The 25,212-nt window shown below is 62.3% G+C and carries 23 protein-coding genes and 1 tRNA gene; 13 read left to right on the top strand and 11 right to left on the bottom strand.

Annotation, left to right across the window (positions count from 1 at the left end):
• Window positions 1-9 precede the first annotated feature (9 nt).
• The gene (locus tag CRO46_RS07800) at window positions 10-1,014 is read left to right on the top strand and encodes a tagatose 1,6-diphosphate aldolase (protein ID WP_244577818.1); all 1,005 of its coding nucleotides are present in this window, start codon (window positions 10-12) and stop codon (window positions 1,012-1,014) included.
• Window positions 1,015-1,028: 14 nt separating this feature from the next.
• Here the strand turns inward: CRO46_RS07800 and CRO46_RS07795 are convergent, their stop codons facing one another.
• Window positions 1,029-1,616, bottom strand: coding sequence for a histidine phosphatase family protein (locus tag CRO46_RS07795; RefSeq protein ID WP_097106742.1), 588 nt, complete (start codon window positions 1,614-1,616; stop codon window positions 1,029-1,031).
• A 46-nt stretch (window positions 1,617-1,662) separates the two neighbouring features.
• Between CRO46_RS07795 and CRO46_RS07790 the strand changes: the two genes are divergently transcribed.
• The gene (locus CRO46_RS07790; protein WP_097107620.1) at window positions 1,663-3,051 is read left to right on the top strand and encodes an L-fucose/L-arabinose isomerase family protein; all 1,389 of its coding nucleotides are present in this window, start codon (window positions 1,663-1,665) and stop codon (window positions 3,049-3,051) included.
• A 27-nt stretch (window positions 3,052-3,078) separates the two neighbouring features.
• Entirely contained in the window at window positions 3,079-4,164 is a 1,086-nt protein-coding gene (locus CRO46_RS07785; protein ID WP_097106740.1) for a Gfo/Idh/MocA family protein, read from the top strand.
• A 3-nt stretch (window positions 4,165-4,167) separates the two neighbouring features.
• On the opposite strand, the gene CRO46_RS07780 is transcribed toward CRO46_RS07785, so the two are convergent.
• Window positions 4,168-4,929 carry a GntR family transcriptional regulator gene (locus tag CRO46_RS07780; RefSeq protein ID WP_097106738.1) on the bottom strand — a complete coding sequence of 254 codons (762 nt, stop codon included), beginning with the start codon at window positions 4,927-4,929 and terminating at the stop codon, window positions 4,168-4,170.
• Window positions 4,930-5,034: 105 nt separating this feature from the next.
• Here CRO46_RS07780 and CRO46_RS07775 point away from each other — a divergent pair, with 105 nt between their 5' ends.
• From CRO46_RS07775 to CRO46_RS07760, 4 genes are read left to right on the top strand one after another with little or no spacing between them, the layout of a single operon-like run.
• The gene (locus CRO46_RS07775; protein ID WP_097106736.1) at window positions 5,035-5,322 is read left to right on the top strand and encodes a UxaA family hydrolase; all 288 of its coding nucleotides are present in this window, start codon (window positions 5,035-5,037) and stop codon (window positions 5,320-5,322) included.
• 11 nt (window positions 5,323-5,333) lie between these two features.
• Entirely contained in the window at window positions 5,334-6,515 is a 1,182-nt protein-coding gene (locus CRO46_RS07770; RefSeq protein ID WP_097106735.1) for a UxaA family hydrolase, read from the top strand.
• 25 nt (window positions 6,516-6,540) lie between these two features.
• A complete protein-coding gene (locus CRO46_RS07765; RefSeq protein WP_097106733.1) occupies window positions 6,541-7,473 on the top strand; it encodes a hydroxyacid dehydrogenase in 933 nt (310 codons plus the stop codon).
• Between the two features lie 5 nt (window positions 7,474-7,478).
• Window positions 7,479-8,474, top strand: coding sequence for an Ldh family oxidoreductase (locus CRO46_RS07760; protein WP_097107618.1), 996 nt, complete (start codon window positions 7,479-7,481; stop codon window positions 8,472-8,474).
• Between the two features lie 46 nt (window positions 8,475-8,520).
• Here CRO46_RS07760 and CRO46_RS07755 read toward each other — a convergent pair whose 3' ends face one another.
• From CRO46_RS07755 to CRO46_RS07745, 3 genes are all read right to left on the bottom strand, one after another.
• Window positions 8,521-9,843: a TRAP transporter large permease gene (locus tag CRO46_RS07755; RefSeq protein WP_097106731.1), complete on the bottom strand. Its 1,323-nt coding sequence runs from the start codon at window positions 9,841-9,843 to the stop codon at window positions 8,521-8,523.
• Complete coding sequence (locus CRO46_RS07750; RefSeq protein WP_097106729.1) at window positions 9,840-10,370, bottom strand: TRAP transporter small permease; 531 nt, start codon at window positions 10,368-10,370, stop codon at window positions 9,840-9,842. The genes CRO46_RS07755 and CRO46_RS07750 overlap by 4 nt, the downstream gene beginning before the upstream one ends.
• 164 nt (window positions 10,371-10,534) lie before the next feature.
• Window positions 10,535-11,584, bottom strand: a complete 1,050-nt coding sequence (locus CRO46_RS07745; RefSeq protein WP_097106727.1) for a TRAP transporter substrate-binding protein — start codon at window positions 11,582-11,584, stop codon at window positions 10,535-10,537.
• Between the two features lie 519 nt (window positions 11,585-12,103).
• On the opposite strand from CRO46_RS07745, the gene CRO46_RS07740 reads away from it, so the two are divergent.
• The 3 genes from CRO46_RS07740 (at window position 12,104) to CRO46_RS07730 (ending at window position 15,957) form a co-directional block, all read left to right on the top strand.
• Window positions 12,104-12,595: a (2Fe-2S)-binding protein gene (locus tag CRO46_RS07740; RefSeq protein WP_097106725.1), complete on the top strand. Its 492-nt coding sequence runs from the start codon at window positions 12,104-12,106 to the stop codon at window positions 12,593-12,595.
• 194 nt (window positions 12,596-12,789) lie between these two features.
• A complete protein-coding gene (locus CRO46_RS07735; RefSeq protein WP_097106724.1) occupies window positions 12,790-15,138 on the top strand; it encodes a xanthine dehydrogenase family protein molybdopterin-binding subunit in 2,349 nt (782 codons plus the stop codon).
• Between the two features lie 18 nt (window positions 15,139-15,156).
• On the top strand, window positions 15,157-15,957 hold the full coding sequence (locus CRO46_RS07730) for an FAD binding domain-containing protein (RefSeq protein WP_097106723.1): 801 nt from the start codon (window positions 15,157-15,159) through the stop codon (window positions 15,955-15,957).
• A gap of 65 nt (window positions 15,958-16,022) precedes the next feature.
• Here CRO46_RS07730 and dxr read toward each other — a convergent pair whose 3' ends face one another.
• Window positions 16,023-17,210, bottom strand: coding sequence for a 1-deoxy-D-xylulose-5-phosphate reductoisomerase (gene dxr, locus CRO46_RS07725; RefSeq protein WP_097106722.1), 1,188 nt, complete (start codon window positions 17,208-17,210; stop codon window positions 16,023-16,025).
• Window positions 17,211-17,332: 122 nt separating this feature from the next.
• Complete coding sequence (locus tag CRO46_RS07720; protein WP_097106721.1) at window positions 17,333-18,226, bottom strand: NAD(P)-dependent oxidoreductase; 894 nt, start codon at window positions 18,224-18,226, stop codon at window positions 17,333-17,335.
• A 160-nt stretch (window positions 18,227-18,386) separates the two neighbouring features.
• Here CRO46_RS07720 and CRO46_RS07715 point away from each other — a divergent pair, with 160 nt between their 5' ends.
• On the top strand, window positions 18,387-19,607 hold the full coding sequence (locus tag CRO46_RS07715; RefSeq protein WP_097106719.1) for an MFS transporter: 1,221 nt from the start codon (window positions 18,387-18,389) through the stop codon (window positions 19,605-19,607).
• A 29-nt stretch (window positions 19,608-19,636) separates the two neighbouring features.
• Here the strand turns inward: CRO46_RS07715 and CRO46_RS07710 are convergent.
• Both CRO46_RS07710 and CRO46_RS07705 read right to left on the bottom strand, forming a co-directional pair.
• Window positions 19,637-19,712, bottom strand: a tRNA-Arg gene (locus CRO46_RS07710).
• An 85-nt stretch (window positions 19,713-19,797) separates the two neighbouring features.
• Window positions 19,798-20,964: a M20 aminoacylase family protein gene (locus CRO46_RS07705; RefSeq protein WP_097106718.1), complete on the bottom strand. Its 1,167-nt coding sequence runs from the start codon at window positions 20,962-20,964 to the stop codon at window positions 19,798-19,800.
• Between the two features lie 199 nt (window positions 20,965-21,163).
• On the opposite strand from CRO46_RS07705, the gene CRO46_RS07700 reads away from it, so the two are divergent.
• Together CRO46_RS07700 and CRO46_RS07695 are read left to right on the top strand one after the other, a co-directional pair.
• A complete protein-coding gene (locus tag CRO46_RS07700) occupies window positions 21,164-22,357 on the top strand; it encodes a D-alanyl-D-alanine carboxypeptidase family protein (protein WP_097106716.1) in 1,194 nt (397 codons plus the stop codon).
• A 20-nt stretch (window positions 22,358-22,377) separates the two neighbouring features.
• Complete coding sequence (locus CRO46_RS07695; RefSeq protein WP_097106714.1) at window positions 22,378-23,541, top strand: CobW family GTP-binding protein; 1,164 nt, start codon at window positions 22,378-22,380, stop codon at window positions 23,539-23,541.
• A 110-nt stretch (window positions 23,542-23,651) separates the two neighbouring features.
• On the opposite strand, the gene CRO46_RS07690 is transcribed toward CRO46_RS07695, so the two are convergent.
• Together CRO46_RS07690 and CRO46_RS07685 are read right to left on the bottom strand one after the other, a co-directional pair.
• Entirely contained in the window at window positions 23,652-23,885 is a 234-nt protein-coding gene (locus tag CRO46_RS07690; protein ID WP_097106713.1) for a sulfurtransferase TusA family protein, read from the bottom strand.
• The gene (locus tag CRO46_RS07685) at window positions 23,882-25,129 is read right to left on the bottom strand and encodes a L,D-transpeptidase family protein (RefSeq protein ID WP_097106711.1); all 1,248 of its coding nucleotides are present in this window, start codon (window positions 25,127-25,129) and stop codon (window positions 23,882-23,884) included. Before CRO46_RS07685 ends, CRO46_RS07690 begins: the two co-directional genes overlap by 4 nt.
• Window positions 25,130-25,212 lie beyond the last annotated feature (83 nt).

Here is a 25,212-nt window from a genome sequence, read left to right as displayed (position 1 = left end):
CTATGGGGCATGCGCCGCATGGCCGATGAAAAGGGGCTGTTCAAAATGACGGCGGTGGACCAGCGGCCGCCGATCAAGGGGCCGATTGCCAGGCACCATGGGGTTGCCGAAGCGCCGTGGCAGGAAGTGGCGGACTTCAAGACCCTGCTTATTGAAACGCTGCAGGGGCAATCCTCGGCGATGCTGCTCGATCCGCATTTCGCCATCCCGCGCGGGATCGGCAAATTGTCTCCGGCCAAGGGGCTGATCGTGACGCTGGAGGATTCGGTGTTCGAGGAAACACCGGATGGGCGGCTGTCGAGCGAGATCGATGACTGGTCGGTGGCCAAGATCAAGCGGATGGGAGGTGACGCGGTCAAGGTGCTGGCGTGGTACCGGCCCGATGCTGCGGAACACATCCGGCAGAAGCAGAAGGACTTCACCAAGCGGATCGGCGAGGCCTGCGCGCGCCATGACATCCCGTTCCTGTTCGAACTGCTGGTCTACCCGCTGGCCAATGACACGCACCAGACCACGGACTATGTCGAGATGACCGGCAAGCGCACCGACCACGTGTTGCAGTCGGTTGCGGATTTCGCTGCGCCTGAGTTCGGTATCGACGTGTTCAAGCTGGAGAGCCCGGTTGCGGCCAAGGATGTTCCCGAAGCGGAGGACGGGCAGGTGCAGGCGGCATTTGACGAGATGGGCCGGCTTGCCGGCCGGCCTTGGGTGATGCTTTCAGCCGGCGCCGGCAAGGCCGAGTTCCGAAATATCCTCAGCCACGCCTACAGGGCGGGCGCATCAGGTTATCTCGCAGGCCGCGCGATCTGGCTCGAGCCCTTCGCGCTCTACCCGGACTGGGAGGGGATGCGCAATGGGCTGGAAACCGGGTCGGTAGAGTATATGCGCGATCTCAACGCCTTGACCGACCGTGCGGCAAAGCCCTGGAACAAGCACGAGATGTTCGGCGCGGATGGCGCCCGGTTCGCGCCCGCGGACCAGAGCTTCCGGCACAGCTATGGAGATTTCGGATGAGACGGGCGCCTTGCTCAGTCGAGAAGCAGCCGGTTGACGACGCGCGGCTTGTCGCCGGGTTCGAGGCCCGGTGCAATGATCACGGCTTCGCCTTTACGCGGTACGCTGCCGGAGATGGCCGCAATCAGAGCCGGATGGGTGACCATCAGCTGATTGCCGGCGCCAAAAAACTCCTCGACGGCAACGATCAGCTCAGGCGGGATGATGGCCGGGTCGGCGCCGTCGACAATCGAATTGAGAAATGGGGCGGTTTCGACGTTGGATCTGCCGAAGGCCAGTTGCGCTGTCTCCAGCGCACGGCAGAATTCTCCGGAATAGACCGCACTGATCGCCACGGCGCGGGCGGCAAAGCGCATGCCGATGCGACGGGCTTCCTGGATGCCCCGGTCAGTCAGGCTCTTGCGGTTCTCGCAGTCGCCGAGATCGGGCCTGAGCGGCTCGCCGCCCGGCGTGCGGGCATAGCCGAGCAGGATGGTGTAGCCGCCTTGCGCCAGACGGGCCCAGGCGGCCTCGGTGGCTGCACTCTGTTTTATCGGGGCAACGGCAAACAGTGCCACTGCAAGGATGAGGGCCGCAGGCCAACGTCGCAGGTTCAGGTTCATGACTGCAATCTAGTGTTTTTACCAGATGATGTAAGGGGGCATGTCGATGTCCGGTGAAACTCTGACCCTGGGCGTTCTGCCGCTGGGCCGGCCAACCTTCGATGTGGCCTTCGCTGAAGAGATGCTGGCCGGCATGATGGCCGATCTCAAGGCCACCGGGCACCATCTGGTGGGACCCGAAAAGCTTTTGATGGATGCGGCCTCGACCGAGGCCGCGATGGCGGACATCAAGGTCAAGAATCCGGACCGCATCATCATTCTGCAGGTGACGTTCACCGACGCCGCGATGACCTGCCGGATCGCGGATGCTTTTGCCGAGCCGCTGTCGATCTGGGCGGTTCCGGAGCCGCGGCTCGGCGGGCGGCTCCGGCTGAATGCCTTCTGCGGTCTCAATCTGGCCTCGCACGCGCTGGGGCTGCGCGACCGGCTGTTTTCCTGGAGATATGCCGCCCCCCATACTCCGGGTATCGAGACGATGCTTGCCGAGACGCCGATGGTTGTTCCGCTTGTTCCTGAGGCTTCGCAGGCCGATCCCTCAGCCGGTGCAACCTTGCTGGCCGGGCTTTCGGGCAAAAGCATTGCGCGGATCGGTGCGCATCCGGACGGGTTTGACACCTGCGCCTATGACAGCGCGGAACTGGCAAGGCTAACAGGCATGAAGGTAAGCGGGTTCGAGCTGCCGGAGCTGTTCGCGCGGGCACGGTCGACCCCCGAGAGTGCTGCCCGGGCGCTGAAGGCCGAGGTCGGCGATCATCTTTCGGGCATGGACAAGGTTGATCAGGCGGAACTCGACCGCTCGTTGCGGCTCAAGCTGGCGCTCGATGGAATGAAGGCAGATGGCGGCTTCGATGCCTTTGCCATCCGTTGCTGGCCGGAAACATTCACCGAGTATGGCGGCGCTGTCTGCGGACCGGCCTCGATGATGGGCGAGGGCCGGGTGCCTTGCGCCTGCGAAGCCGATGTCTACGGGGCGGCAACGCAACTGCTGCTGCAGGCGGCGAGCGATCAGCCGGTTTTCCTGGTCGATCTGGTCGATCTCGATGCAAGCGACGACACCGGCGTTGTCTGGCATTGCGGTCAGGCGCCGGTCTCGATGGCGGATCCGGACGTGGTGGCGCGGGCGACGATCCACACCAACCGCAAGATGCCGCTCCTGTTCGAGTTCCCGCTCAAGCCGGGACCGGTGACCTTCGTGCGATTGAGCCAAGCGCGCGGGCAACAGAGCCTGATCATCGCCCGCGGCGAGATGCTCAAGCGCGAGATGGCCTTTACCGGCACCTCCGGCGTGGTGAAATTCGAGCGCCCGGCGCAGCAGATGCTTGAGCGGGTGATCGACAGCGGGCTCGAGCACCACATGGCGCTGGCCTATGGCGATCATGTCGCGGCGCTCGAAAGCTTCGCCGCCGCCGCCGGGTTGCCGGTGGTGCATCTCTAGACAATTTTCGAACTTCAGGGCCTGGCCATGACAGAACTCAGATACGGCATCATCGGCTCGGGCATGATGGGGCAAGAGCACATAAGGACCCTCGGGATCCTAGAGGGGGCCCGGGTGACAGCGGTCTGCGATCCGGACGAGGGCATGCGCACGAGCGCCGCGTTCATGGCCGGTGCGGGCTGCGCCCAGTTCGGCGATCATGCCGCTCTGCTGAATTCCGGTCTGTGTGACGCGCTGGTGATCGCAGCGCCCAACCATCTGCACTACCCCATCCTGAAGGATGTGCTGCCGGCGGACCTGCCGATGCTGGTGGAAAAGCCATTGTGCACGACGCTGGCTGATTGCGAAGATATCCTGGACCGCGCTGCCGGGCGGGCATCGCCAGTCTGGGTGGCGATGGAGTATCGCTACATGCCGCCGGTGGAGCGGCTGCTTGAGGCCGTCCGGTCGGGCGAGACCGGGGTGCCACGGATGATCTCGATCCGCGAACACCGGTTCCCGTTCCTGAAGAAAGTCGGCGACTGGAACCGATTTGCGGCCAAGACCGGTGGCACCATGGTGGAGAAATGCTGCCATTTCTTCGATCTGATGCGGCTGATCGCCGAGTCGGAGCCGGTCCGGGTCTACGCCTCGGGTGGGGCGGATGTGAACTTTCTCGATGAAGAATATGACGGGCAGCGTCCTGACATCCTCGACAATGCCTTTGTGGTGGTCGATTTCGCCAATGGCGTGCGCGCCCTGCTGGATCTATGCATGTTTGCCGAAGGCTCGGGCTGGCAGGAAGCCATCGCCGTGACCGGCGATGTCGCCAAGGCGGAGGCGTTCGTGCCCGGGCCTTCGCGGTTTTCGCCCGACGGAAAGGAAAGGCACTCGGAATTTGTGCTGTCTCCGCGCGCCAGCAAGCTTGAACAGCGCGAGATTGTCGATGTCGATGCCGCCATCCTGGCGGTGGGCGATCACCATGGATCGACCTATTTCCAGCACCGGAAGTTTCTCGAGATGGTCCGCAGCAATGGCGTGCCCGAGGTCTCTCTCGAGGATGGCATGAAGGCCGTGCGGATCGGTCTGGCGGCAGAGCAGTCAGCCAAGACCGGTACTGCGATCAGCTTATGAGTTTCACCGAAGATTGACTGAATAATGGATGTTGCGGCTGATGCAGCGCGACCAGCGAAGTTCGACCGGGCGGTTTTCCAGATCGCGGGCGACACGGCTGATCAGCAGCAGCGGCTCTCCCGGGTCGCATCCCAGCTTGGCGGCATCGCGGGCACTGGCGGCAATCGCCTTGAGCCGTTCCTCGGCGCTGCCGATGGTGATGCCCCAGCGCTCGGAATAGAGCCTGTAGACATTGTTCGGGATGATCGTCAGATGATCGAAATCGGGAAACCGGTTTGACGGCAGCGTGAGGGTTTCGATCAGGATCGGTTCTCCGGCCAGCGAGCGGATGCGCTCGATGCGGATGACCTCATCGGTGTCATCGAGACCGAGCTGCTGTTTTTCCGTGTTCGTCGGGGCGGCGGCGCTGGTGCTCAGGACCCTGGAATCGGGAAAGCTGGGGCTGCCTTCATCCGGTGAGAGCCTGAAAAACTGGAACAGAATGCGGCTTTCCTCGGGCTCGGCCACATAGGTGCCGCGGCCCTGTCGGCGCAAGAGCAAATTGTCCGCCGTCATTGAGTCCAGGGCCTTGCGAACCGTGCCCTGGCTGACATTGAGCTGGCGCGCCAGAACCATCTCGCTTGGCAGCAGCATGCCCGGCACCCATTCACCTTCAACGAGACGCCGCATCAGCCTTTCGCGGACCTGGGCATAGAGCGGTTTGAAGCCGATCGCATCGCCAGCTGCGGTTTCAGTGCCTTCCGGCAGCCGTTTCTTGTTTTCCATGCGTCGCCCCGGTTGACTTTTGGTTCATACCATATCTTATGTCTTATATAAGACTCAAATAGCTGATGTCATCAGAATACACCTTATCCACATTGGAGGACAAACGTGACCGCACCTCATTTGCTAGTCCATGATCACGCAGACAATGTCGGCGTCGTCGTTGTCGAGGGCCTGACGGCTGGAACCACGATGCTCTGTGTCGTCACGCATGACAATTCGAGCTTTGAGTTGGCGTCAAAGGCAGATGTACCGATTGGCCACAAGATCGCGCTGAAAGACATCAAGTCCGGCGACACCGCGATCAAATACGGTGAGGACATTGGCAAGTTTGTCGCCGATGTGGAGAAGGGCGCCCACGTCCATACACACAACCTCAAAACCAAGCGCTGGTAGGAGCCCTGATCATGGCATCGAAATATTCCAACATGACGTTTCAAGGCTACCGGCGTGAGAATGGCCGTGTCGGCGTCCGCAATCATGTCGTCATCCTGCCGGTGGACGATATCTCCAATGCGGCTTGCGAAGCGGTGGCGAACAATATCAAGGGGACGCTGGCCCTGCCGCATGCCTATGGCAGGTTGCAGTTCGGCGAAGACCTGGATCTGCACTTCCGCACCATGATCGGCACCGGGTCGAATCCGAACGTGGCGGCTGTCGTGGTGATCGGTATCGAGCCGGGCTGGACCAAGAAGATCGTGGACGGGATCGCTGCCACCGGCAAGCCGGTGACGGGCCTCTCAATCGAGCAGAATGGCGATCTCAAGACCATCATGGATGCGTCACGGGTGGCCAAGGAATATGTGCATTTCGCTTCCGAGCTGCAGCGGGAAGAGTGCTCGATCTCGGAACTGTGGGTCTCGACCAAGTGCGGCGAGAGCGACACCACGACCGGTCTCGGCTCCTGCCCGACAGTTGGCAACATGTACGACAAGCTGTTGCCGGAAGGCATTTACGGCTGCTTTGGCGAGACCTCCGAGATCACCGGCGCCGAGCATATCTGCAAGGCCCGCGCGATCAATGAGGAAGTCGGTGAGCGCTGGTACAAGATGTGGAAGGCCTATCAGGACGACGTCATCTTCGCGCACCAGACGGACGATCTATCAGACAGCCAGCCGACCAAGGGCAATATCGAGGGCGGGCTGACCACGATCGAGGAGAAGGCGCTGGGCAATCTCGAGAAGATCGGCCGGAGCTCGAAATACATCGACATTCTCGAGCCGGCCGAAGCGCCGCAATCGGGCAAGGGCCTGTATTTCATGGATTCGTCTTCGGCGGCAGCGGAATGCGTGACGCTGATGGCCGCTGGCGGTTACGTGGTGCACACTTTCCCGACCGGTCAGGGCAATGTGATTGGCAACCCGATCGTGCCGGTGATCAAGATCACGGCCAATCCGCGCACGGTTCGGACCATGGGCGAGCATGTCGATGTCGATGTCTCGGGCATCCTCAGGCGCGACATGACCATCGACGAGGCGGGCGATGCGCTGATCGAGATGATTGTGCGCACATCGAATGGCCGCGCCACGGCAGCAGAAGCCCTCGGGCATCGCGAATTCTCCATGACAAAGCTCTATCGTTCCGCTTAACCCGGCGAAACAATAAAGGTTCATCATGGCAGACATCGTCATTACCGAATTCATGGACGAGGCGGCAGTCGGCCGCCTCGTCCAGGCCCATGACACGGTCTATGATCCGAAGCTCGTCGATGACCCTGCGGCTTTGCACGAGCATCTGGCGTCGGCGCGGGCGTTGATCGTGCGCAACCGCACCCAGGTGGACGAGACGCTTCTCGGCATGGGCCCGAAACTGCGTGTGGTCGGGCGGCTGGGTGTCGGGCTCGACAATATCGATGTGGCGGCCTGCAAGGCGCGCTCGGTCAAGGTGATCCCGGCGACCGGGGCCAATGATCTGTCGGTGGCCGAATACGTCATCACGTCGGCACTGATGTTGTTGCGTGGCGCGTTTCTGCGCTCGGCCGAGGTGGCTGCGGGTGACTGGCCGCGGCAATCAATGATGGGCCGCGAACTTGCCGGCAAGACCATCGGGCTGGTCGGCTATGGCTCGATTGCCCGCGAGGTGGCGTGGCGGGCACACATGATGGGCATGCAGATCGTCGCCTGTGATCCTTACCTGATGGCCGACCATCCCGGCTGGCAGATCGCCCGCAATGTATCACTGGATGCGGTGCTCGAACTCTCCGACGTGGTTTCGCTGCATACGCCGCTGACCGATGCGACGCGCAACATGATTGATGCCAGAGCGCTTTCGAGCATGAAGCCGGGGGCGGTGCTGATCAATGCGGCACGTGGCGGCATCGTCGATGAGGCGGCGTTGGCTGAGACGCTGAAGGCCGGCAAGCTGGCCGGCGCCGCTCTTGACGTGTTCGAGACCGAGCCGCTGACGGCGGAGGCGGGCGCGAAATTCAAGGGGCTGAGCAATCTTGTGCTGACACCGCATATCGCCGGGGTAACGGATGAATCGAACGAGCGGGTCAGCCATCTGATCGCCGACAAGGTGCTTGAAGTGCTGGGGAGCAAGGCGTGAGCGGCATGCTGACAATGACACCGGAGGCGGTCACCGATCTGATAATGGGGGCGCTGACCCGGAACCGGACATCGGACGCCAATGCCGCCTCAGTGGCGCGGGCATTGCTTGCGGCCGAGCTGGCCGGGCAGAACGGCCATGGCTTGCGGCGTGTGGCGGCCTACGCGGCCCAGGCGCAGGCCGGAAAGGTGGATGGTTTTGCGGAGCCATCATCCGAACAGACACGGCCCGGCGCACTGGCAATCGACGCGGGCAACGGCTTTGCCTATCCGGCGATGGATCTGGCGCTCGACTGGCTGCCTGGGGCAGCAAGGGCGCAGGGCATTGCCATTGCCGGCATTCGCCGCTCGCATCATTGCGGGGTTGCCGGGGTGATAGTCGAGGCGTTGGCCGAACGTGGTGTCGCCGCGCTGATGGTGGCCAATGCACCGGCGGCAATGGCGCCTTGGGGTGGGAACCGAGCGTTGTTTGGGACAGATCCGATTGCCTTTGCTGCTCCGGTTTCCAATGGAGCACCAGTGGTGGTGGACATTTCTCTGTCGAAGGTTGCGCGCGGCAAGATCATGGCGGCCTCGCAGAGAGGCGATCCGATCCCTGAAGGATGGGCGCTGGATCCAGATGGTCAGCCGACGACGGATGCCAAGGCGGCGATGGCCGGCACGATGATCCCGCTCGGGGACGCCAAGGGAACGGCCCTGGCCCTGATGGTGGAGCTTCTCTGCGCCGGGCTGACCGGGGCGAACTATGCCTGGCAGGCGACATCGTTCTTTGACGACAAGGGTGATCCGCCGGGTACCGGCCAGGCAATCATCGCGATTGACCCGGACGCGTTCGGAGCCGGCGGCGAGGCGCGCATGGCGCTTATGGCCGATATGGTTGCCGGTACAGACGGCGCACGTGTGCCCGGACGGCGGCGGCAGCAGATCCGCGCCGATTATCTCGAGCACGGCATTCCGGTGGATGCGGAGCTGGAAGCTTCCATCCGCGCGATCGGCGGTTGAATCCCATTATCCGCCGTGCCGTGCCTGCCCGGCATGCCCGCCGGCGTCAGTAGAGCAATCTGACGGCGACGAGGGTGATGGCCGGGAACATGGTCAGGATGGCGACGCGGACAATGTCGGTGACGACGAAGGGGAACACGCCGCGGTAGGTTGCCGAGAGCGGGGTGTTGTCGGCCATCGAGTTGATGACAAACAGGTTCATCCCCACCGGGGGCGTTATCAGCCCGACCTCGACCACGATCAGCACGATGATGCCGAACCAGAGGGCGAATTCCTCCGGCGTCAGGCCGAAATCGAGCGCCGACATGATCGGGAAGAAGATCGGCACGGTGAGCAGGATCATCGACAGCGAGTCCATGATGCAGCCGAAAACCAGGTAAAGCATCAGCACAACCACCATGACCAGCCACGGGTTGAAGCCCTGGTTGCCGACATAGGCGGCGGCGGTCTGCGGCAGCTGGCTCAGCGCCAGAAAGGCGTTGTAGACGCCGGCGCCGAAAACGATGAGAAAGATCATGCCGGTGGCGCTGGCGGTGGCCAGTATCGAGGATTTCAGCGTCGTTCTGTTCAGGCCACCATTGACGAGCGCGATCAGCCCGGTGCCGAAGGCGCCGATTGCGGCAGCCTCGGTCGGGGTGAAGATGCCGCCGTAAATGCCGCCGACAACGGCAATGAAAACCAAAAGCACCGGCCAGACGTGGATCAGGCTGCGGAAGCGCTCGGAATAGGGCGCGCGCTCACGCTGACCGGCAGAGCCGGGCTTGAACCTGACATAGATCGCAATGGCGATCATGTAGCCGATCGCCGCCAGGATGCCCGGAATGAAGGCGGCGACGAAGAGCTTGGCAATGTTCTGTTCGGTCAGGATGGCATAGATGACCAGGATCACCGAGGGCGGGATCAGAATGCCCAGGGTGCCGCCGGCCGCCAGCGCACCGGTGGCGAGCTCGCCGGAATAGCCATAGCGCTTGAGTTCGGGCAGGGCGACTTGGCCCATTGTGGCTGCGGTCGCCAGCGACGAGCCGCAAATCGCGCCAAAGCCCGCACAGGCGCCGACGGCGGCCATGGCCACGCCGCCCTTCTTGTGGCCCATCCAGGTTTCGGCCGCCTTGAACAGGGCCTGGGACATGCCGCCGAGGGTGGCGAATTGCCCCATCAGCAGAAACAGCGGGATGATGGAAAGCGAATAGCTGGAAAATGTGCCCCAGGTCAGGTTCTTGAGCTGAGCGAAGATCATCAGGAACGAGCCGTTGATGAAATAGCTGCCGCCGATGCCGGCGAGCAGCATCGCCAGTCCGATCGGTACCCGCAGGAAAATCATCAGCAGAAGGACGGGAAAGGAGAGAAGTGCGATGTCGATATTGCTCAATGTACCGTCTCTCCATTCGGCCAGCTCCGGCCGCTCATCAACGCCCGTGCGCTCAGGATCACGCACCAGGCGCTGACCAGCACAAATCCGATTGCCCCCACAAGTCCGGAGGCATAGGCCCACCAGATCGGATACTGGATGATGAAAGTGGTTTCGCCGTAGGCCAATTTGTCGAGTGTGCCCTCCCAGTGCTTCCAGGTCAGAAGTACGGCGATGGTCAGCATCAGAAGGTCGGACACCATATCGATCACGCGATTGGCGGTGGCGCCCAGGTGCATGGTCAGGATTTCCACCGCTGCATGCTGGCGGTTGATCTGAACCCAGGGCAGAAACGCAAAGACAGCGAAGCCGGTGCCAAGCTCGACAAGCTCGAAGTCACCGCGGATCGGCCCAAGCCCTGCCCAGAGCAGGGCGCGGCCGGAGACCGAGGCGACGGTTGACAGGATAACCACAATCAGTGCCAGCCCGCCAACAATGGCCAGTAAAGCTGCAAGCAACCGCATCAAGCGGTCAATCCGGTCAAACATCTGATATCTCCGGGTGTGGCCACGAAGGCGGTTTGCTGCGGATCGTTTTGGGCATCTTGTTCAGCCTGCCGATCCGGTCCGCCGACCCGTTGTCATCTTGACCCATTGTTTCCCGGCGGGCACGGCCTGCAGCCTGGCCCGCCGGGGTTTTCATACCGGCCGCGTCAGTTGGAGTGTTTCGCGATCAGTGCCTGGGCCTTTTCATACAGCGCCTTGCCGTCGATGCCCTTGGCGTCCATTTCCGTGAACCAGTTGTCGAGCACGGTCTCGGCAGCTGATTTCCAGCGCGCCACTTCAGCTTCATCGAGAACAACAATCTCGTTGTCGGTGGCCTCGGCGATGGCGCGGCCGCTGGCGTCGTAGCCTGCCATGGTCTTGCCGGCATGGGCGGAGAAGTCGGCGCCGGTGTTGTCGTCGAGGATCTTCTTGAGATCGTCAGGCATGCTGTCGTATTTGGCCTGGTTCATGGCAAGCACGAAGGCCGCGGTGTAGAGCGCGGTGTCGCCGGAGAACTCGGTGTGGGTGTCGACGAGTTCAGCAACCTTGAGCGCGGGAGTGACTTCCCACGGGATAACGGTGCCGTCGATCACGCCCTTGGAGAGCGCTTCCGGGATCGCGGGAACGGGCATGCCCACAGGCTCGGCGCCGAGTTCGGCCAGCAAGCCGTTGATGACGCGGGTCGGACCGCGCACCTTCTTGCCCTGCATGTCTTCGAGCTTGCGGACACCTTCGCCCTTGGAGTGGATGACGCCGGGGCCGTGAACCCAGGTGCCGAGAATCTTGACGCCCTTGAACTCGGTTTCTTCCATGTCGGACTTGAACAGTTCCCAATAGGCGCGGGAGGTGGCCTCCGCATTGGTCATGGTGAAGGGAAGTTCAAACACTTCGACGCTGGGGAAACGGCCCGGCGTATAGCCCGGCAGGGTCCAGACGATGTCGACCACACCATCACGGGCCTGGTCCATCAGCTGCGGTGGAGTGCCGCCAAGCGACATTGCCGAGAAGACTTCGACCTTGATGCGGCCCCCCGATTCCGTGCCGATCTTTTCAGCCCAGGGAATCAGAATGCCGGCAGGCACATTGGCCTGCGGGGGCAGGAACTGATGCATGCGCAGTGTCACTTCCTGCGCGGCAGCACCTATTGAAGATGCGCCCATTGCAGACAGGGCGAGGGCTGCAACGGCAGCGGATTTCAGGAAATTTCGTTTCTTCATATTGTCCTCCCAGTTTGAACTTGCCGGTCGAAATCACGGCTCCCCCGGAAAATAGGGGCATTTTTGGTCGCTGCATAGCGTCCGCCGCACCTCTTCAACATGACCGTGCTGCGCAGAGTGTATGCCAGTTCCAGTCGGCATCGGAAAGCTGGTCCCGGATTGGCCGTGTTAGTCTTTCGGATAGTATCCCCCCAAAGCCTTGTGGCGAGATTAACCGACCGTCCGGTCAGTTTATAGGTAGGGACATCGTTGCCGGCAACCGGTTTGTACTGACAAACGACCCGTGCGACGCTGGTCTGGCAGCGGATGGCAGCACCGTCGTGTCGGAAAAGACGTCCGACCGCATTGTGGCCGCACAGCTGCGCGGTTGGGAAAAAGCGGCTTGAGCACGAACACCAATGCCACAGAACCCGACATTGTAGGGTGAAGATAAAACAGAGTTTAGCGGTTGATCCTTTTCAAAAAAAGGAAAATGATGCCCTCAGGGTGAGTGAGGTCTGTGCACCCAGGGAGGAATTTATGGCGAATGTATCTATGACCGTGAACGGGCGCTCCGTTTCCGGCCAATGCGAGGACCGGACTCTTCTGGTTCAATTCATCCGGGAAAATCTCGGACTGACGGGAACCCATGTCGGATGCGACACGTCCCAGTGCGGGGCCTGCGTGGTCCATGTCGACGGCAAGGCCGTGAAATCGTGCACAATGCTGGCCGCGCAGGCGGACGGCTCGGAGGTTGTGACGATCGAAGGCCTGGCCTCGGGTGGCGAACTGCACCCGGTACAGGCGGCGTTCCGTGAGCATCATGGCCTGCAGTGCGGATTCTGCACCCCGGGCATGATCATGTCGGCTGTCGACATGATCGAACGACATGGTGGCCAACTGGACGAGAAAACCGTCCGCGCGGAACTCGAAGGCAATATTTGCCGCTGCACGGGTTACCACAACATCGTCAAGGCCGTGCTCGATGCGGCGTCCAAGATGGGCGACGGAGCAAAGGTCGCAGCTGAATAGGCATGCCTGATCAAGGCAATGGCGAAAGGCCGAAGACATGCGGATGAGCGAAAGACAATAAACACTGGAGTCTGAGGGGCTTTGGCCGGGTACGAGATCCCGCCCGACGGTTCGCTCAAGTCCCTGGACCGGCACTGCTGCCGGGGCAATCCGCACCAGCCTTTCTCCATCATCCAACCGGAGGAGTTTGAGACATGGGAATGGAAGGCGTAGGCGCCCGCGTGGCGCGCAAGGAAGACAAGCGGTTCATCACCGGCAAGGGCAAATACACAGACGACATGGTCGTACCGGGCATGAAGCAGGCGCATTTCGTCCGCTCGCCGCATGCCCATGCCAAGATCAAGAGCATCGACACGTCCGAAGCCGAGAAGATGCCGGGCGTGATCGGCATTCTCAACGGCAACCAACTGGCCGAAGACGCGGTCGGCAACATCATCTGCGGCTGGATGATCCATTCCAAGGATGGCTCGCCGATGAACATGGGCGCCTGGCGCCCACTGGCACAGGATACGGTGCGCTATGTCGGTGATGCGGTGCTCATCGTGGTGGCCGACACCAAGGCGCAGGCGCGGGATGCGGCTGAAGCCGTGGTTATCGACTACGAAGAACTGCCGGTGGTGACTTCGGCGGTCGAGGCGCTGAAGGACGGCGCACCACAGCTTCATCCGGAAGCCAAGAACAACCAGATCTTCGACTGGGAGATCGGCGACAGTGCCGCCGTCGATGCGGCCATTGCCTCGGCCGCGCATGTGACCGAGATGAAGATTGTCAACAACCGCCTGGTTCCCAACCCGATGGAACCGCGCGCCGCACTTGGCGTCTATGACGAGGGTGAGGATCACTACACGCTCTGGACCACCTCGCAGAACCCGCATGTGGCTCGGCTGGTGCTGAGCGCGTTCTACAATGTGGCGCCGGAAAACAAGCTTCGGGTGATCGCGCCCGACGTCGGTGGTGGCTTCGGTTCGAAGATCTATATCTACCCCGAAGAAATCGTCTGTCTCTGGGCCTCGAAGCGTACCGGCGTCCCGGTCAAGTGGACGTCAGACCGCACCGAGGCATTTCTGACCGACGCACATGGCCGCGACCATGTCTCGACGGTGAAAATGGCGTTTGATTCCGAAAACCGGATTACCGGCTTCAAGGTCGACACGATTGCAAATCTCGGCGCCTACATGTCGCTGTTTTCCAGTTCTGTCCCGACCTATCTCTATGCAACGCTGCTCTCGGGCCAGTACAACATCCCCAACATCCACGCCAATGTGCGCACGGTCTACACCAACACCGTGCCGGTGGACGCCTATCGTGGTGCCGGCCGTCCGGAGGCCACCTATCTGGTCGAGCGGACCATGGAAACGGCGGCGCGCGAGCTCGGCATCTCGCCGGCGGAGCTGCGCAGGACCAACTTCGTGCGCGAGTTCCCGCACCAGACGCCGGTGATCATGTGTTATGACGCCGGTAATTTCGAAGCCTCGCTCGATGCCTCCATGGAGGCTGCCGATTATGCCGGGTTCGAGGCGCGCAAGGCCGAAGCCAAGAGCCGCGGCAAGCTGCGCGGCATCGGCATGAGCTGCTACATCGAGGCCTGCGGCATCGCGCCGTCGGCCGCGGTTGGCTCGCTGGGAGCCGGTGTCGGGCTCTGGGAATCGGCGGAAGTGCGGGTCAATGCGGTGGGCACGATCGAGGTGCTGACCGGCTCGCACAGCCATGGCCAGGGCCATGAGACCACCTTTGCTCAGCTGGTGGCGGAACGCTTCGGCGTCGGTCTCGATACGGTCTCCATTGTTCATGGCGATACCGACAAGGTGCAGATGGGCATGGGTACCTATGGCTCGCGCTCGGGTGCGGTCGGCATGTCGGCGATCGTCAAGGCGCTCGACAAAGTGGAACTGAAGGCCAAGAAGCTTGCGGCACACCTGATGGAGGCCGATGAAGGCGACATCGTCATCGAAAATGGCGAGCTCAAGGTTGCCGGCACCGACAAGAGCGTGCCTTGGTTCCAGATGGCGCTGGCGGCCTATACCGCGCACAACATGCCCGAAGGCATGGAGCCGGGCCTGAAGGAGGGCGCGTTCTACGATCCGTCCAACTTCACCTTCCCCGCTGGATGCTACATCTGCGAAGTCGAGGTCGACCCCGAAACAGGCAAGACCGAGATCATCCAGTTCGTGGCCGCCGACGATTTCGGCAACATCATCAACCCGATGATCGTCGAGGGGCAGGTGCATGGCGGGGTGGCGCAAGGCATCGGACAGGCGCTCTTGGAAGGCACGCATTACGATGCGGATACCGGCCAGCTGCTGACAGCAAGCTACATGGACTACACCATGCCGCGCGCCGACGATCTGCCGTCCTTCAACGTCTCGCACCAGAACACGCCATGCCCGGGCAACCCGCTTGGCATCAAGGGCTGCGGCGAGGCCGGCGCGATCGGGTCACCACCGGCACTGATCAACGCCATCACCGACGCCATCGGCAACAATGACCTGACGATGCCTGCGACCCCGCAACGGGTCTGGGCAGCGCTCGCATCGGCACAATAGGAAAGGGAGGCAGACGTCATGTATGCAACCAATTATCACCGCGCCTCCTCGGTCGAGGACGCAGTCAAGCTGGCAACAGCGAACGACGAAACCAAGTACCTCGCCGGCGGACAGACCCTGTTGCCAACCATGAAGCAGCGGCTCGCAGCACCTTCGGATCTCGTTGATCTTCGCCACATCGCGTCGATGAAGGGAATTTCGGTCAACGGCGGGACGATCCGCATCGGTGCAGCCACGCCGCATGCGGATGTCGCGAACTCGAAGGAGGTCGCATCCGCCTGCCCGGGACTTGCCCATCTGGCAGCCCATATCGGGGATCCGCATGTGCGGCACATGGGCACGATCGGTGGTTCTATCGCCAACAACGACCCTGCGGCGGATTACCCGGCGGGGCTGATGGCACTCAATGCTACCATCGTCACCAACAAGCGCTCGATTTCCGCGGATGATTTCTTCACCGGCATGTTCGACACCGCGCTTGAGGATGGCGAACTGGTGGTGGCGGTGGAAATCACCGCGCCATCCAAGTGCGGCTATGCCAAGTTCCCCAATCCGGCCTCGCGCTATGCAATGACCGGCGTTTTCGTCGCCAAGCATGGTGACGGATCAGTGCGGGTGGCTGTGACCGGTGCGGGTTCGGACGGCGTGTTCCGGCATGAGGGCATGGAGCAGGCGCTGGCCTCGAATTTTTCCGCCGAAGCGCTCGATAGCGTCACGGTCGATGATGCCGACCTGATGTCGGACATTCACGCCTCGTCGGCCTACCGGGCCAACCTGGTCAAGGTGATGGCCAGACGGGCGGTTGCCGCCGCAGGCTGATGCGAAACCGCTGACTGCAATGTTGATAACGGGGCGGTCTTTCGGGGCCGCCCTTTTCAATTGAGTCAGTCGGACTGGCGTAGGAGCGAAGCCGCCACGTCACGGGCGTCCCGGTCGGCCGCATAGACATCTTCAATCGAGTGCGCCACGCGGCCATCATCGAGCTTGTCCATTGTGGTGGCGACGATGTCGGCCATTTGTAGAAACCCGAGCTTGCCGTTGATGAACGCCTCCAGTGCGATCTCCTTGGCGCCGTTGAGCACCGCGCCCTGAAGCCCGCCGCGCTGCATGGCGGTGCGGGCGAGGCCAAGGGCAGGGAAGCGAGCCTCGTCGGGGGCGTAGAACTCGAGCTTCGCCAGCCTGGCGAAATCGAGCCGTTCGACCGGCAGGCCGGCGCGCCTTGGATGGGCAATGGCGTAGCCGATGGCGTGGCGCATGTCGGGCGCGCCGAGCTGGGCGAGGACAGAACCGTCGCTGTAGCCGACCATGGAATGGATGATCGATTGCGGATGCACGATTACCTCGATCTGGTCGGGCCGCATGCCGAAGAGATGCCGCGCCTCGATCATCTCGAGCGCCTTGTTGAACATCGAGGCGCTGTCGATGGAGATCTTCAGACCCATCGACCAGTTGGGATGGGCGGCCGCGGTTTCCGGCGTGACGGCGGCCATCTGGTCGCGGGTGAAATCGCGGAACGGGCCACCCGATGCGGTCAGGATGATGCGGTCGACGGCATGGCGCTGGTCCTGTTCCAGCACCTGGAAGATGGCGTTGTGCTCGCTGTCGACCGGCAGCAACTTACCGCCGCCGCTGTCAATGGCGTCCTGGAACAGGTCGCCGGCGGAAACCAGGCATTCCTTGTTGGCAAGTGCGATATCCGCGCCCTGGGCCACTGCCGCCAGGGTCGGGGCGAGACCGGCAATGCCGACAATGCCGGCCATCAGCAGATCGGTTTCGCGCGCGCCGGCCTCGATCAGAGCCGAAGGCCCGGCACCGACCTCAATACCGGTTCCGGCAAGGGCGGATTTGAGATCGTCATAGCGTGCGGGGTCGGCGGTGACGGCGAATTTCGCGCCGGTCTGCCGCGCCTGGGCTGCCAACAGCTCGATATTGCCCATGCCGGTAATTGCGGGTACGTCAAACGCCTCGCGGCCACCGAGATGGGTCATGACATCAAGCGTGTTGCAGCCGATGGAACCGGTGGATCCGAGGATCGAGATGCGGCGTTTGGATGTCTCTGGGCAGCTGTTCATGGCTTGCAATCGGAACTTGGAGTTTGCGGTCGAGCCGCCTGAATTGCCGGATGGCCTCGCACCCGGTTGGTCAGTTCATCAGGACAGTAGGACACTTTCTGATCTGGCTGTCCGGGCGTGGCTCAGGCGAGCGGACTTCTAGACCGCCCGTTGAGATCAAGCAATTCGACAAACAGGGCAGAATGGTCAAGATCGCCGCCATCCAGCTCTTCGACCAGCCGTACGAAACGGTCACGCACAGCCTCAACCATCGGTAGCCTGATGCCGAGGCTGCGGGCCTCGATGAGCACATTGTCGAGATCCTTGATCTGCACCGAAGCACGGCCGCGGGCGACGAAGTCGTCTTGCTGCATCCGCTGACCATGCACCTGCAGGATGGTCGAATCGGCAAAGCCGCCGGCAAGGGCTGCGCGGAAAGCCGCCAGGTCGCCGCCGCCTTCCGAAACCAGCAGTGTTGCTTCTGAGACCGCGCCGATAGCGATGGCGACAATGGCCTGGTTGGCGAGCTTGGCAAGCTGGCCTGCGCCGCTGGGGCCGACGCGGATGGCGCGCCCCATCGGCGCGAGCACGGATTTGGCATCCTCGAACACCTGCTCGTCGCCGCCAGCCATGATGGCCAGTGTACCGGCTTCGGCTCCCCCTGTGCCGCCACTCACCGGCGCATCGAGGTGGAAGATACCCAGCGCGGACAGGCGATCGGCATGGGCGCGGGCTTGGCGTGGCTGGATCGAACTCATGTCGATGACAATGACGCCGCGGCTCAGCGCTTCGGCAACGCCGGTTGCGAACAGGACGTTCTCGACGACATCGCCATCGGTCAGCATAGTGATGACGTGGGTGGCGTCTTTCACCGCCTCGGCAGCACTGGCTGCCAGGTGCGCGCCTCCGGCTTCAAGCGGCCGGGCTTTCGATTGGTCCCGGTTCCAGACCGTTAGCTGGTAACCGGCACCGAGCAGTCGCCGCGCCATCGGCAGGCCCATCAATCCGGTGCCGAGAAATGCAATCTTTGTCTTCATGTCCGGTGTCCTCCTCCGCGGTCGATCTTGCGGGCAAGCAGTACAGGGGTGAAAGCCGCGTGGCAATTTCCAATAGCGGACCAAGCCGTCAACATCGCCGTCAGCGTCACCGAGCGCAATTGCCTATACAATCATCGATTTGCCCCATAACGTGCGCGGCATGAGTGAGTCTGAAACCCTCGACAGCCGCTATTCCTGGACACGGCTTGGCATCACGCTGGCAATTGCCGTGCTCGGCAATGTCGGCATGTGGTCGATCATCGTCATCATGCCGGCGGTGCAGGCGGAATTCGCCGTCGCCCGCGCCGACGCGGCGCTGCCCTATACCCTGACCATGGTTGGCTTTGCGCTTGGAAATCTGGTGATCGGGCGGGCGGTCGACCGGTTCGGTGTCACCGCCGCCCTGATCGGTTCCGCGCTGACCATGGCGGCAGGCTTCGGGCTTGCGGCGGTCAGCGGATCGATTGTGGCACTGTCGCTGATGCAGTTTGTCATCGGCTTTGGAACGGCAGTGGGGTTCGGCCCGCTGATTGCGGATATCTCGCACTGGTTTTACCGGCGGCGCGGCATCGCGGTGGCGATCGCGGCCAGCGGCAATTACCTGTCGGGCGCGATCTGGCCGCTGCTTTTGAGCGGCGTGCTGAGCGAACATGGCTGGCGCACCGCCTATCTGGTGCTGGCCATCGTACCGGTGGTTCTGATCATCCCGTTGTCGCTGCTGTTGCGAACCCGGGTTCCCGAAGAAGCCACGGCGCATGCCAACCGGATGTCGCTCAGCAATGCGCGTTCGGTGCAGTTTTCGCCCACAGCGCTGCAATGGATGCTGGGCCTTGCCGGGATCGGCTGCTGCGTGGCGATGTCGATGCCGCAGGTCCATATCGTCTCCTACTGCGCCGATCTCGGCTACGGCCCGACGGTGGGCGCCGAGATGCTGTCGCTGATGCTGATGGGCGGCGTTGTTTCGCGGCTGATCTCGGGGCTGGTCGCCGACCGGCTGGGCGGGGTGATCACGCTTCTGATCGGATCGACGCTGCAATGCATCGCGCTGTTTCTGTACCTGCCGTTTGACGGGCTGGCGCCGCTTTACATCGTCAGCCTGATCTTCGGCCTGTCGCAGGGCGGGATCGTGCCGAGCTATGCGCTGGTGGTGCGGGAATATATGCCTGCGAAGGAAGCCGGCGCGCGGGTCGGTTTCGTCATCATGGCAACCATCGTGGGCATGGCGCTCGGAGGCTGGATGTCAGGCTGGATCTACGACCTGACCGGGTCTTACCGGGCCGCCTTCCTGAACGGCATCGCCTGGAACTTCCTCAATATCGGCCTCATGATGATGATCCTCATCAAGTCCCGGTCCCGGCGCGGGGATGCGGTGCCGGCGTGAGGCATGACACGTAGGCAAAGCGTGGAGATTGGTGATCCCGGCAGGATTCGAACCTGCGACACCAGGATTAGGAATCCTGTGCTCTATCCCCTGAGCTACGGGACCACGCGAGAGAGTGCATACAGAAAACCGGGTGGCTCTTCAATACGAAGAACCATCCGGTTGTCATCTTCCGGTGCGGGATCGCCGGTCAGGCGGCGAGCGCCTTTTCGGCGAGCTTCACCCAGTAGGAGACGCCGACGGGGATGGCGTCGTCGTTGAAGTCGTAGGCAGGGTGGTGCAGGCTCGCGGTGTCGCCATTGCCCATGAAAATGAAGGCGCCGGGCCGGGCCTCGAGCATGAAGGAGAAATCCTCGCCGCCCATGGTCGGAGGCTGCTGGCGTTCGACCTTGCCCTCCCCGGCGACGCTTTCTGCGATGTCGGCGGCGAAATCGGTCTCGTCGGCATGGTTGAAGGTGACGGGATAGTTGCGGATGTAGTTGAAGCTGCCTTCAGCGCCATGGGCTGCGGCGACGCTGCGGACGATCTCACCGATCCGGGTCTCGGCCATGTCGCGCATTTCAGGCGACAGGGTGCGGACGGTGCCGGCCATCTCCACTTTGTCGGGAATGACGTTGTAGGCCGAGCCGGCGATGAACTTGGTGACCGAGACCACCACCGAGGCGAGCGGGTCGGCGTTGCGCGAAGCGATCGACTGCAGCGCCGTGACAACAGCGGAGCCTGCCACAATAGGATCGATGGTCTGGTGCGGCATGGCTGCATGGCCGCCGCGTCCGGTGATGGTGACATCGAAGATGTCGGTCGCAGCCATGATCGGGCCCTTGCAGATGGCGAATTCGCCGACCGGCAGGCCTGGCAGATTGTGCATGCCGAAGACCTTGGTGATGCCGAAACGCTCCATCATGCCGTCATTGACCATCTCACGGCCGCCGCCACCGCCTTCTTCGGCAGGCTGGAAGATCACCGCCACGGAGCCGGTGAAATTGCGGGTTGCCGCAAGATGGCGTGCGGCGCCCAGAAGCATTGCGGTGTGGCCGTCATGGCCGCAGGCATGCATCTTGCCGGGGGTTCGCGAGGCCCAGGGAACACCGGTGATCTCGTTGATCGGAAGAGCGTCCATATCGGCGCGCAGGCCGATGGCCGGCCCGTTGCCGCCGGGACGGCCGTGGATGATGCCGACAACGCCGGTGCGGCCAATGCCGGTGACGACTTCGTCGCATCCGAAGGACTTGAGCTTTTCGGCGACGAAGGCTGCGGTGTTGTGCACGTCAAACAGCAGTTCGGGGTCGGCGTGAAGCGTCCGGCGCCATTGCGCGACTTCATCCTTCATGGAGACAACGTCTTCGACAAGCTGCATTTTACACCTCTGTGGCTTGGTGATCGTTATGTCGGGCAAACGGGTATAACTTGGTGTCGCCTTTTGCCATCTGACTGCCATATAGGCTAAGTAGGAGACCGTGACGAGCGAAAAGCGGCGCGTTGGCAGACGCGGGCATCGTGCCAATCGTTGAATTTGCATCGAACACCGTTGGAAACTGGAAAATCGGAAGCCGGGAATGAGCTTGAAGTTACAATCGCGCCAGATGGTCGCCGGAGTGGCGATCGCAACTCTTGCGGCCATGTTTCCAGGTGGCGCGTCAGCCAATCCGGTGATCGCCGTGGATGTGGGATCGGGCCGTGTGATCGAACACGAGGAGGCGTTCCAGCGCTGGTATCCGGCGTCGCTGACCAAGCTGATGACGATCTACGTGGTCTTCAAGGCGGTCAAGGCCGGCCGGATGAGCATGCAGACGCCGGTTACCATGTCGGTTCAAGCGGCCAAGGAGCCGCCGAGCAAGATGTATTTCAAGCCTGGAGAGCGGTTCCCGCTCGATTCGGCGCTAAAATATCTGATGGTCAAATCGGCCAACGATGTCGCCGTGGCCATCGGCGAAGCCGTGTCGGGGACCGAGGAAGCCTTTGTCGCCGACATGAACGCGGCCGCGCGGCAGCTTGGCATGAATTCGACACGCTTCATCAATCCCCACGGCTTGCCCGGCGACGGTCAGTACACGACCGCGCGCGACATGGCACTGCTGGCGGTCGCGCTGAAACGCGAGTTTCCCGAATTCGCGCATTATTTCAGCTATGAAGGGTTTACCACCGGCAAGAAGAACTACACGAATTACAATTTGCTGATGGGCCGCTTTGCCGGCGCCGACGGCATGAAAACCGGGTACATCTGCGCCTCCGGATTCAATCAGGTTTCCTCGGCGACACGCAACGGGAAGTCGGTCATCAGCGTGGTTCTGGGCGCGCCCTCGCAGAAGACGCGGGCCGAGGTGTCGGCAGAGCTGCTGCACAAGGCGCTGACGACAACAGCCTGGGGTGGCACCAGACTGCAGAGCCTGGCGCCCTATGGCGACGGACGTGACCGGGTGGTCGATATCTCCGGCGAGATCTGCACCGCCGAGGCGCGCGCCGCTCGCTATGAGGGGCGAGATGACGAGGGCAAGATCGTGCTCAATTCGCCCTATCTCGCGAAGATGGAGCGCGAGCCACGGCTGGTACAGGCTCCTGCCGGGCTGCCGCGTGCCAATGTCGAGGTTGCGCTGTCGCGGGTTCCGATTCCGGTACCCCGGCCTGGCGGCATACTGGCGGGGCAGGTGGAGCCGTTTGCTGCCTCGGCCTTTACCGCGCCGGCCCAGGCTGCGGAAATGCTTCCCTTTGCGGGAGGCGTTCCGATTCCGGTTCCGCGCCCCCAGATCTGATCTGCGAAAGAGTCCTGCACATGACAGCGGAAATCCAATCCGAGCGCAGCTGGAGCGTCCCGAACGGCGTGCCTGTTTCCATTCTGACCGGATTCCTCGGCGCCGGGAAAACGACCTTGCTGAACCGGCTGATCGGCGATCCCTGGCTCAGCGATGCGGCGCTGATCATCAATGAGTTCGGTGATGTGGGCATCGATCACCTGCTGGTCGAGAGTTCGGGCGACGGGGTGATCGAACTGTCGGATGGTTGCTTGTGCTGCACGGTGCGGGGCGAGTTGGTCGACACATTGGCCGACCTGATGGACCGGATGCAGACTGGCAAGATCAGGCCGTTTTCGCGGGTGGTGATCGAGACCACAGGCCTTGCCGACCCGGTGCCGGTGATGCAGTCGGTGATTGGGCATCCGGCGCTTGGTCAGTCCTACCGGCTGGAGGGCCTGGTCACGGTGGTCGACGCGGTCAATGGTATGGCGACGCTGGAATCCCACGAGGAAGCGCGCAGGCAGGTGGCGGTGGCGGACACGCTGGTGCTGTCCAAGACTGCGCTCGTCGAGAATTGCGTTGCGCTGCGGACAAGTCTCGAAGCGCTCAATCCGCTGTCACGGGTGTTCCTGGCCGATGAGCCGGATCTCAGCGCGCAGAGCCTGTTTGACAGCGGCGCCTATGATCCCGATCGCCGCTCTCTCGATGTGGCCCGGTGGCTGAGTACAGAGCAAGATCACGCAGACCATGGACATGGTCATGGCGGCCATCATCACCACGGCCACGATCATCACCATGCCCATGATGTGAACCGGCATGATGAGCATATCAGGTCGGATTCGCTGGTGTTCGAAAAACCGATCACGCCCGAAGCGCTGGGAATGTTTCTCGACCTGGTGCGCTCGGCACACGGGCCGAAGCTTTTGCGAATGAAGGGCCTCATCAAGCTTGCGGATGATCCGTCGCGGCCGCTCGTGCTGCATGCCGTCCAGTCGCTGATGTCCGAGCCCGTGCGGCTCAAGGCCTGGCCGGAGGGGTCCAGGGAAGAAACCAGGCTGGTGGTGATCACGCGAGACATGCCGGAGGGATTTGTTGCGGAGCTGTTCTCGTCCTTCGCCAATGTGCCGGGGGTGGGGCGGCCCGACCGCGAGGCGCTGACAGCCAATCCACTGGCCATCCCGGGAATGCCGGCACGGCGCTAATGCATGTCGCGTTCAAATGGATTCATTTGAACGATAACGTACATGCATGATTTCAAAGTGTTACAGCGACCTTTGCACATCCGATCGGATGCGCGGCGCTGAAGAACCGGTCAGCCTTTTTCGATGAGAAAGACATGGCCGCCCTCCACCGTGGCGCTGTCGAGCAACTGATGCCCGTCCTCGTGGCAGAAATGCGGCACGTCAATGACGGCCAGCGGATCAGTGGTTTCGATGCGCAGCCGGGTGCCCGAGGCGAGGCCGCGCATATGCTTGCGGGTCTTGAGCACGGGAAGCGGACATTTCAGGCCCCGGAGATCCAGCGCACTGTCGTCTGTGCCGCTCATTTGCTGCTCCAGATCTTCCAGAACGGCTTGTCGGACTGGTCCGGTTGCGCCGCCTGTCCTGCGTTGGCGGTCTGAGACGGGACGGCGGGATTGGGAGTCGGCACGGGAATGCCGGCGCTGGCGGCTGCCGGCGCGGCCTGTCCGGCCTCAATGTCCGCCTGATCGGTCACGGTCACCGCAGCGGCGGCGGGGCTGGCCGGCGGTGCCGCGGGTGCGGTTCCGGGCGCAAGGGCCTTGAGGGGGTTGCCGGTCGAAAAAAGGCTGAGAACCGGAACCGAGGCGGACTGCCCTTCATTGGCAGCGATCCGGGCCGCCTTTTCGGCTTCCCGCTCGGCACGCCTGGCTTCGGCTTCAGCCTTGGCTTCATTGGCGGCGATCTGCCTGGCCTCCTCGTTGTCGAACCTGGCGACTGCCTCGATGAAGTTCCGGTTCCAGTCCTTCTCGAAAGCGGCATTGGCAACCGCCAGCGTGCTCGGCACGCTTGCCGGAGGGCAGGCTGCGCTGGCCTGGAAGCTGGCGTTTTCGACCTGAGGAACCTGGTTGAAGACATACCGGCGTTCGCAGACCTCCACCTTCGGAGGCCGCTTGGTCAGTTCGAAATGGTCATAGCCGACCTTCAGCATCTTCCAGAATTCGAAATGTTCGCTGTCGCGATGCCTGGCCATGTTTTCCGGCGTCATGCGGAAAGGCAGTGCCTCGACGATAAAGTATTCCTGGCCGCCCTTGAAGGCGTCGCGGGCAAAACCGTAGAACTCGAGGACCTGTTCATCGGTCATCGAGTAACAGCCGGCCGAAGAGCAGGCGCCATGCACCATCAGGTTCGAGCCGGTCCGGTTGTGTGCGCGGTCGTAGCTGTTGGGGAACCCCATGTTGAACGACAGGTAGTAGCTCGAATTCGGATTCATCTGGTGGGGATAGATCCGGTAGTAACCTTCGGGCGCCTGACGGTCACCCTCCTTGAACTTGGGACCAAGATCGCCTGACCATTTGCAGATATCGTAGGACGCGATGATGTCGTAGCGGCCATTGCCCTTCTGCTTCCAGACTTCGAGTACGCCCTCTTCCTTGAAGATCCGCATCATGATCGGCGAGCGCGTGCTCATGTCCTGCGCCTTCATCTTGTTGACGAGCTTGGCAGGCAGCGGGTGTTCGACCTTGTTGGAAACGGAATCGAGCGCATCCTGACATCCGGACAGACCCAGGAGAAGAACAGGGAGGAAACGCAGCGTGCGGGTCGGAATCATGGGGTCTCTTGGACGTTGCAGTGGCAAGTTCTGGGGCCAGTCGGATCGTCTTCGGGGTGATCCCCGGTCGGGCATTTCAACGC

Origin of the sequence: Parahoeflea halophila, from assembly GCF_900220985.1 — a bacterium.
In the GTDB taxonomy this organism is placed as follows: domain Bacteria; phylum Pseudomonadota; class Alphaproteobacteria; order Rhizobiales; family Rhizobiaceae; genus Hoeflea; species Hoeflea halophila.
The sequence above is the reverse complement of the archived record's forward strand: the minus strand, read 5'-3'. Positions and strand labels throughout refer to the sequence as shown.

Excerpts from the sequence above, each read along its gene's own strand:
- CRO46_RS07700 (WP_097106716.1), top strand. The coding sequence starts at position 21,164 with ATGAGCTTGAAGTTACAATCGCGCCAGATGGTCGCCGGAGTGGCGATC.
- CRO46_RS07730 (WP_097106723.1), top strand. The coding sequence starts at position 15,157 with ATGTATGCAACCAATTATCACCGCGCCTCCTCGGTCGAGGACGCAGTC.
- CRO46_RS07760 (WP_097107618.1), top strand. The coding sequence starts at position 7,479 with ATGCTGACAATGACACCGGAGGCGGTCACCGATCTGATAATGGGGGCG.
- CRO46_RS07765 (WP_097106733.1), top strand. The coding sequence starts at position 6,541 with ATGGCAGACATCGTCATTACCGAATTCATGGACGAGGCGGCAGTCGGC.
- CRO46_RS07715 (WP_097106719.1), top strand. The coding sequence starts at position 18,387 with ATGAGTGAGTCTGAAACCCTCGACAGCCGCTATTCCTGGACACGGCTT.
- CRO46_RS07740 (WP_097106725.1), top strand. The coding sequence starts at position 12,104 with ATGGCGAATGTATCTATGACCGTGAACGGGCGCTCCGTTTCCGGCCAA.
- dxr (WP_097106722.1), bottom strand. The coding sequence starts at position 17,210 with ATGAACAGCTGCCCAGAGACATCCAAACGCCGCATCTCGATCCTCGGA.
- CRO46_RS07800 (WP_244577818.1), top strand. The coding sequence starts at position 10 with ATGCGCCGCATGGCCGATGAAAAGGGGCTGTTCAAAATGACGGCGGTG.
- CRO46_RS07790 (WP_097107620.1), top strand. The coding sequence starts at position 1,663 with ATGTCCGGTGAAACTCTGACCCTGGGCGTTCTGCCGCTGGGCCGGCCA.
- CRO46_RS07695 (WP_097106714.1), top strand. The coding sequence starts at position 22,378 with ATGACAGCGGAAATCCAATCCGAGCGCAGCTGGAGCGTCCCGAACGGC.
- CRO46_RS07785 (WP_097106740.1), top strand. The coding sequence starts at position 3,079 with ATGACAGAACTCAGATACGGCATCATCGGCTCGGGCATGATGGGGCAA.
- CRO46_RS07770 (WP_097106735.1), top strand. The coding sequence starts at position 5,334 with ATGGCATCGAAATATTCCAACATGACGTTTCAAGGCTACCGGCGTGAG.
- CRO46_RS07720 (WP_097106721.1), bottom strand. The coding sequence starts at position 18,226 with ATGAAGACAAAGATTGCATTTCTCGGCACCGGATTGATGGGCCTGCCG.
- CRO46_RS07705 (WP_097106718.1), bottom strand. The coding sequence starts at position 20,964 with ATGCAGCTTGTCGAAGACGTTGTCTCCATGAAGGATGAAGTCGCGCAA.
- CRO46_RS07690 (WP_097106713.1), bottom strand. The coding sequence starts at position 23,885 with ATGAGCGGCACAGACGACAGTGCGCTGGATCTCCGGGGCCTGAAATGT.
- CRO46_RS07735 (WP_097106724.1), top strand. The coding sequence starts at position 12,790 with ATGGGAATGGAAGGCGTAGGCGCCCGCGTGGCGCGCAAGGAAGACAAG.
- CRO46_RS07780 (WP_097106738.1), bottom strand. The coding sequence starts at position 4,929 with ATGGAAAACAAGAAACGGCTGCCGGAAGGCACTGAAACCGCAGCTGGC.
- CRO46_RS07685 (WP_097106711.1), bottom strand. The coding sequence starts at position 25,129 with ATGATTCCGACCCGCACGCTGCGTTTCCTCCCTGTTCTTCTCCTGGGT.
- CRO46_RS07745 (WP_097106727.1), bottom strand. The coding sequence starts at position 11,584 with ATGAAGAAACGAAATTTCCTGAAATCCGCTGCCGTTGCAGCCCTCGCC.
- CRO46_RS07795 (WP_097106742.1), bottom strand. The coding sequence starts at position 1,616 with ATGAACCTGAACCTGCGACGTTGGCCTGCGGCCCTCATCCTTGCAGTG.
- CRO46_RS07750 (WP_097106729.1), bottom strand. The coding sequence starts at position 10,370 with ATGTTTGACCGGATTGACCGCTTGATGCGGTTGCTTGCAGCTTTACTG.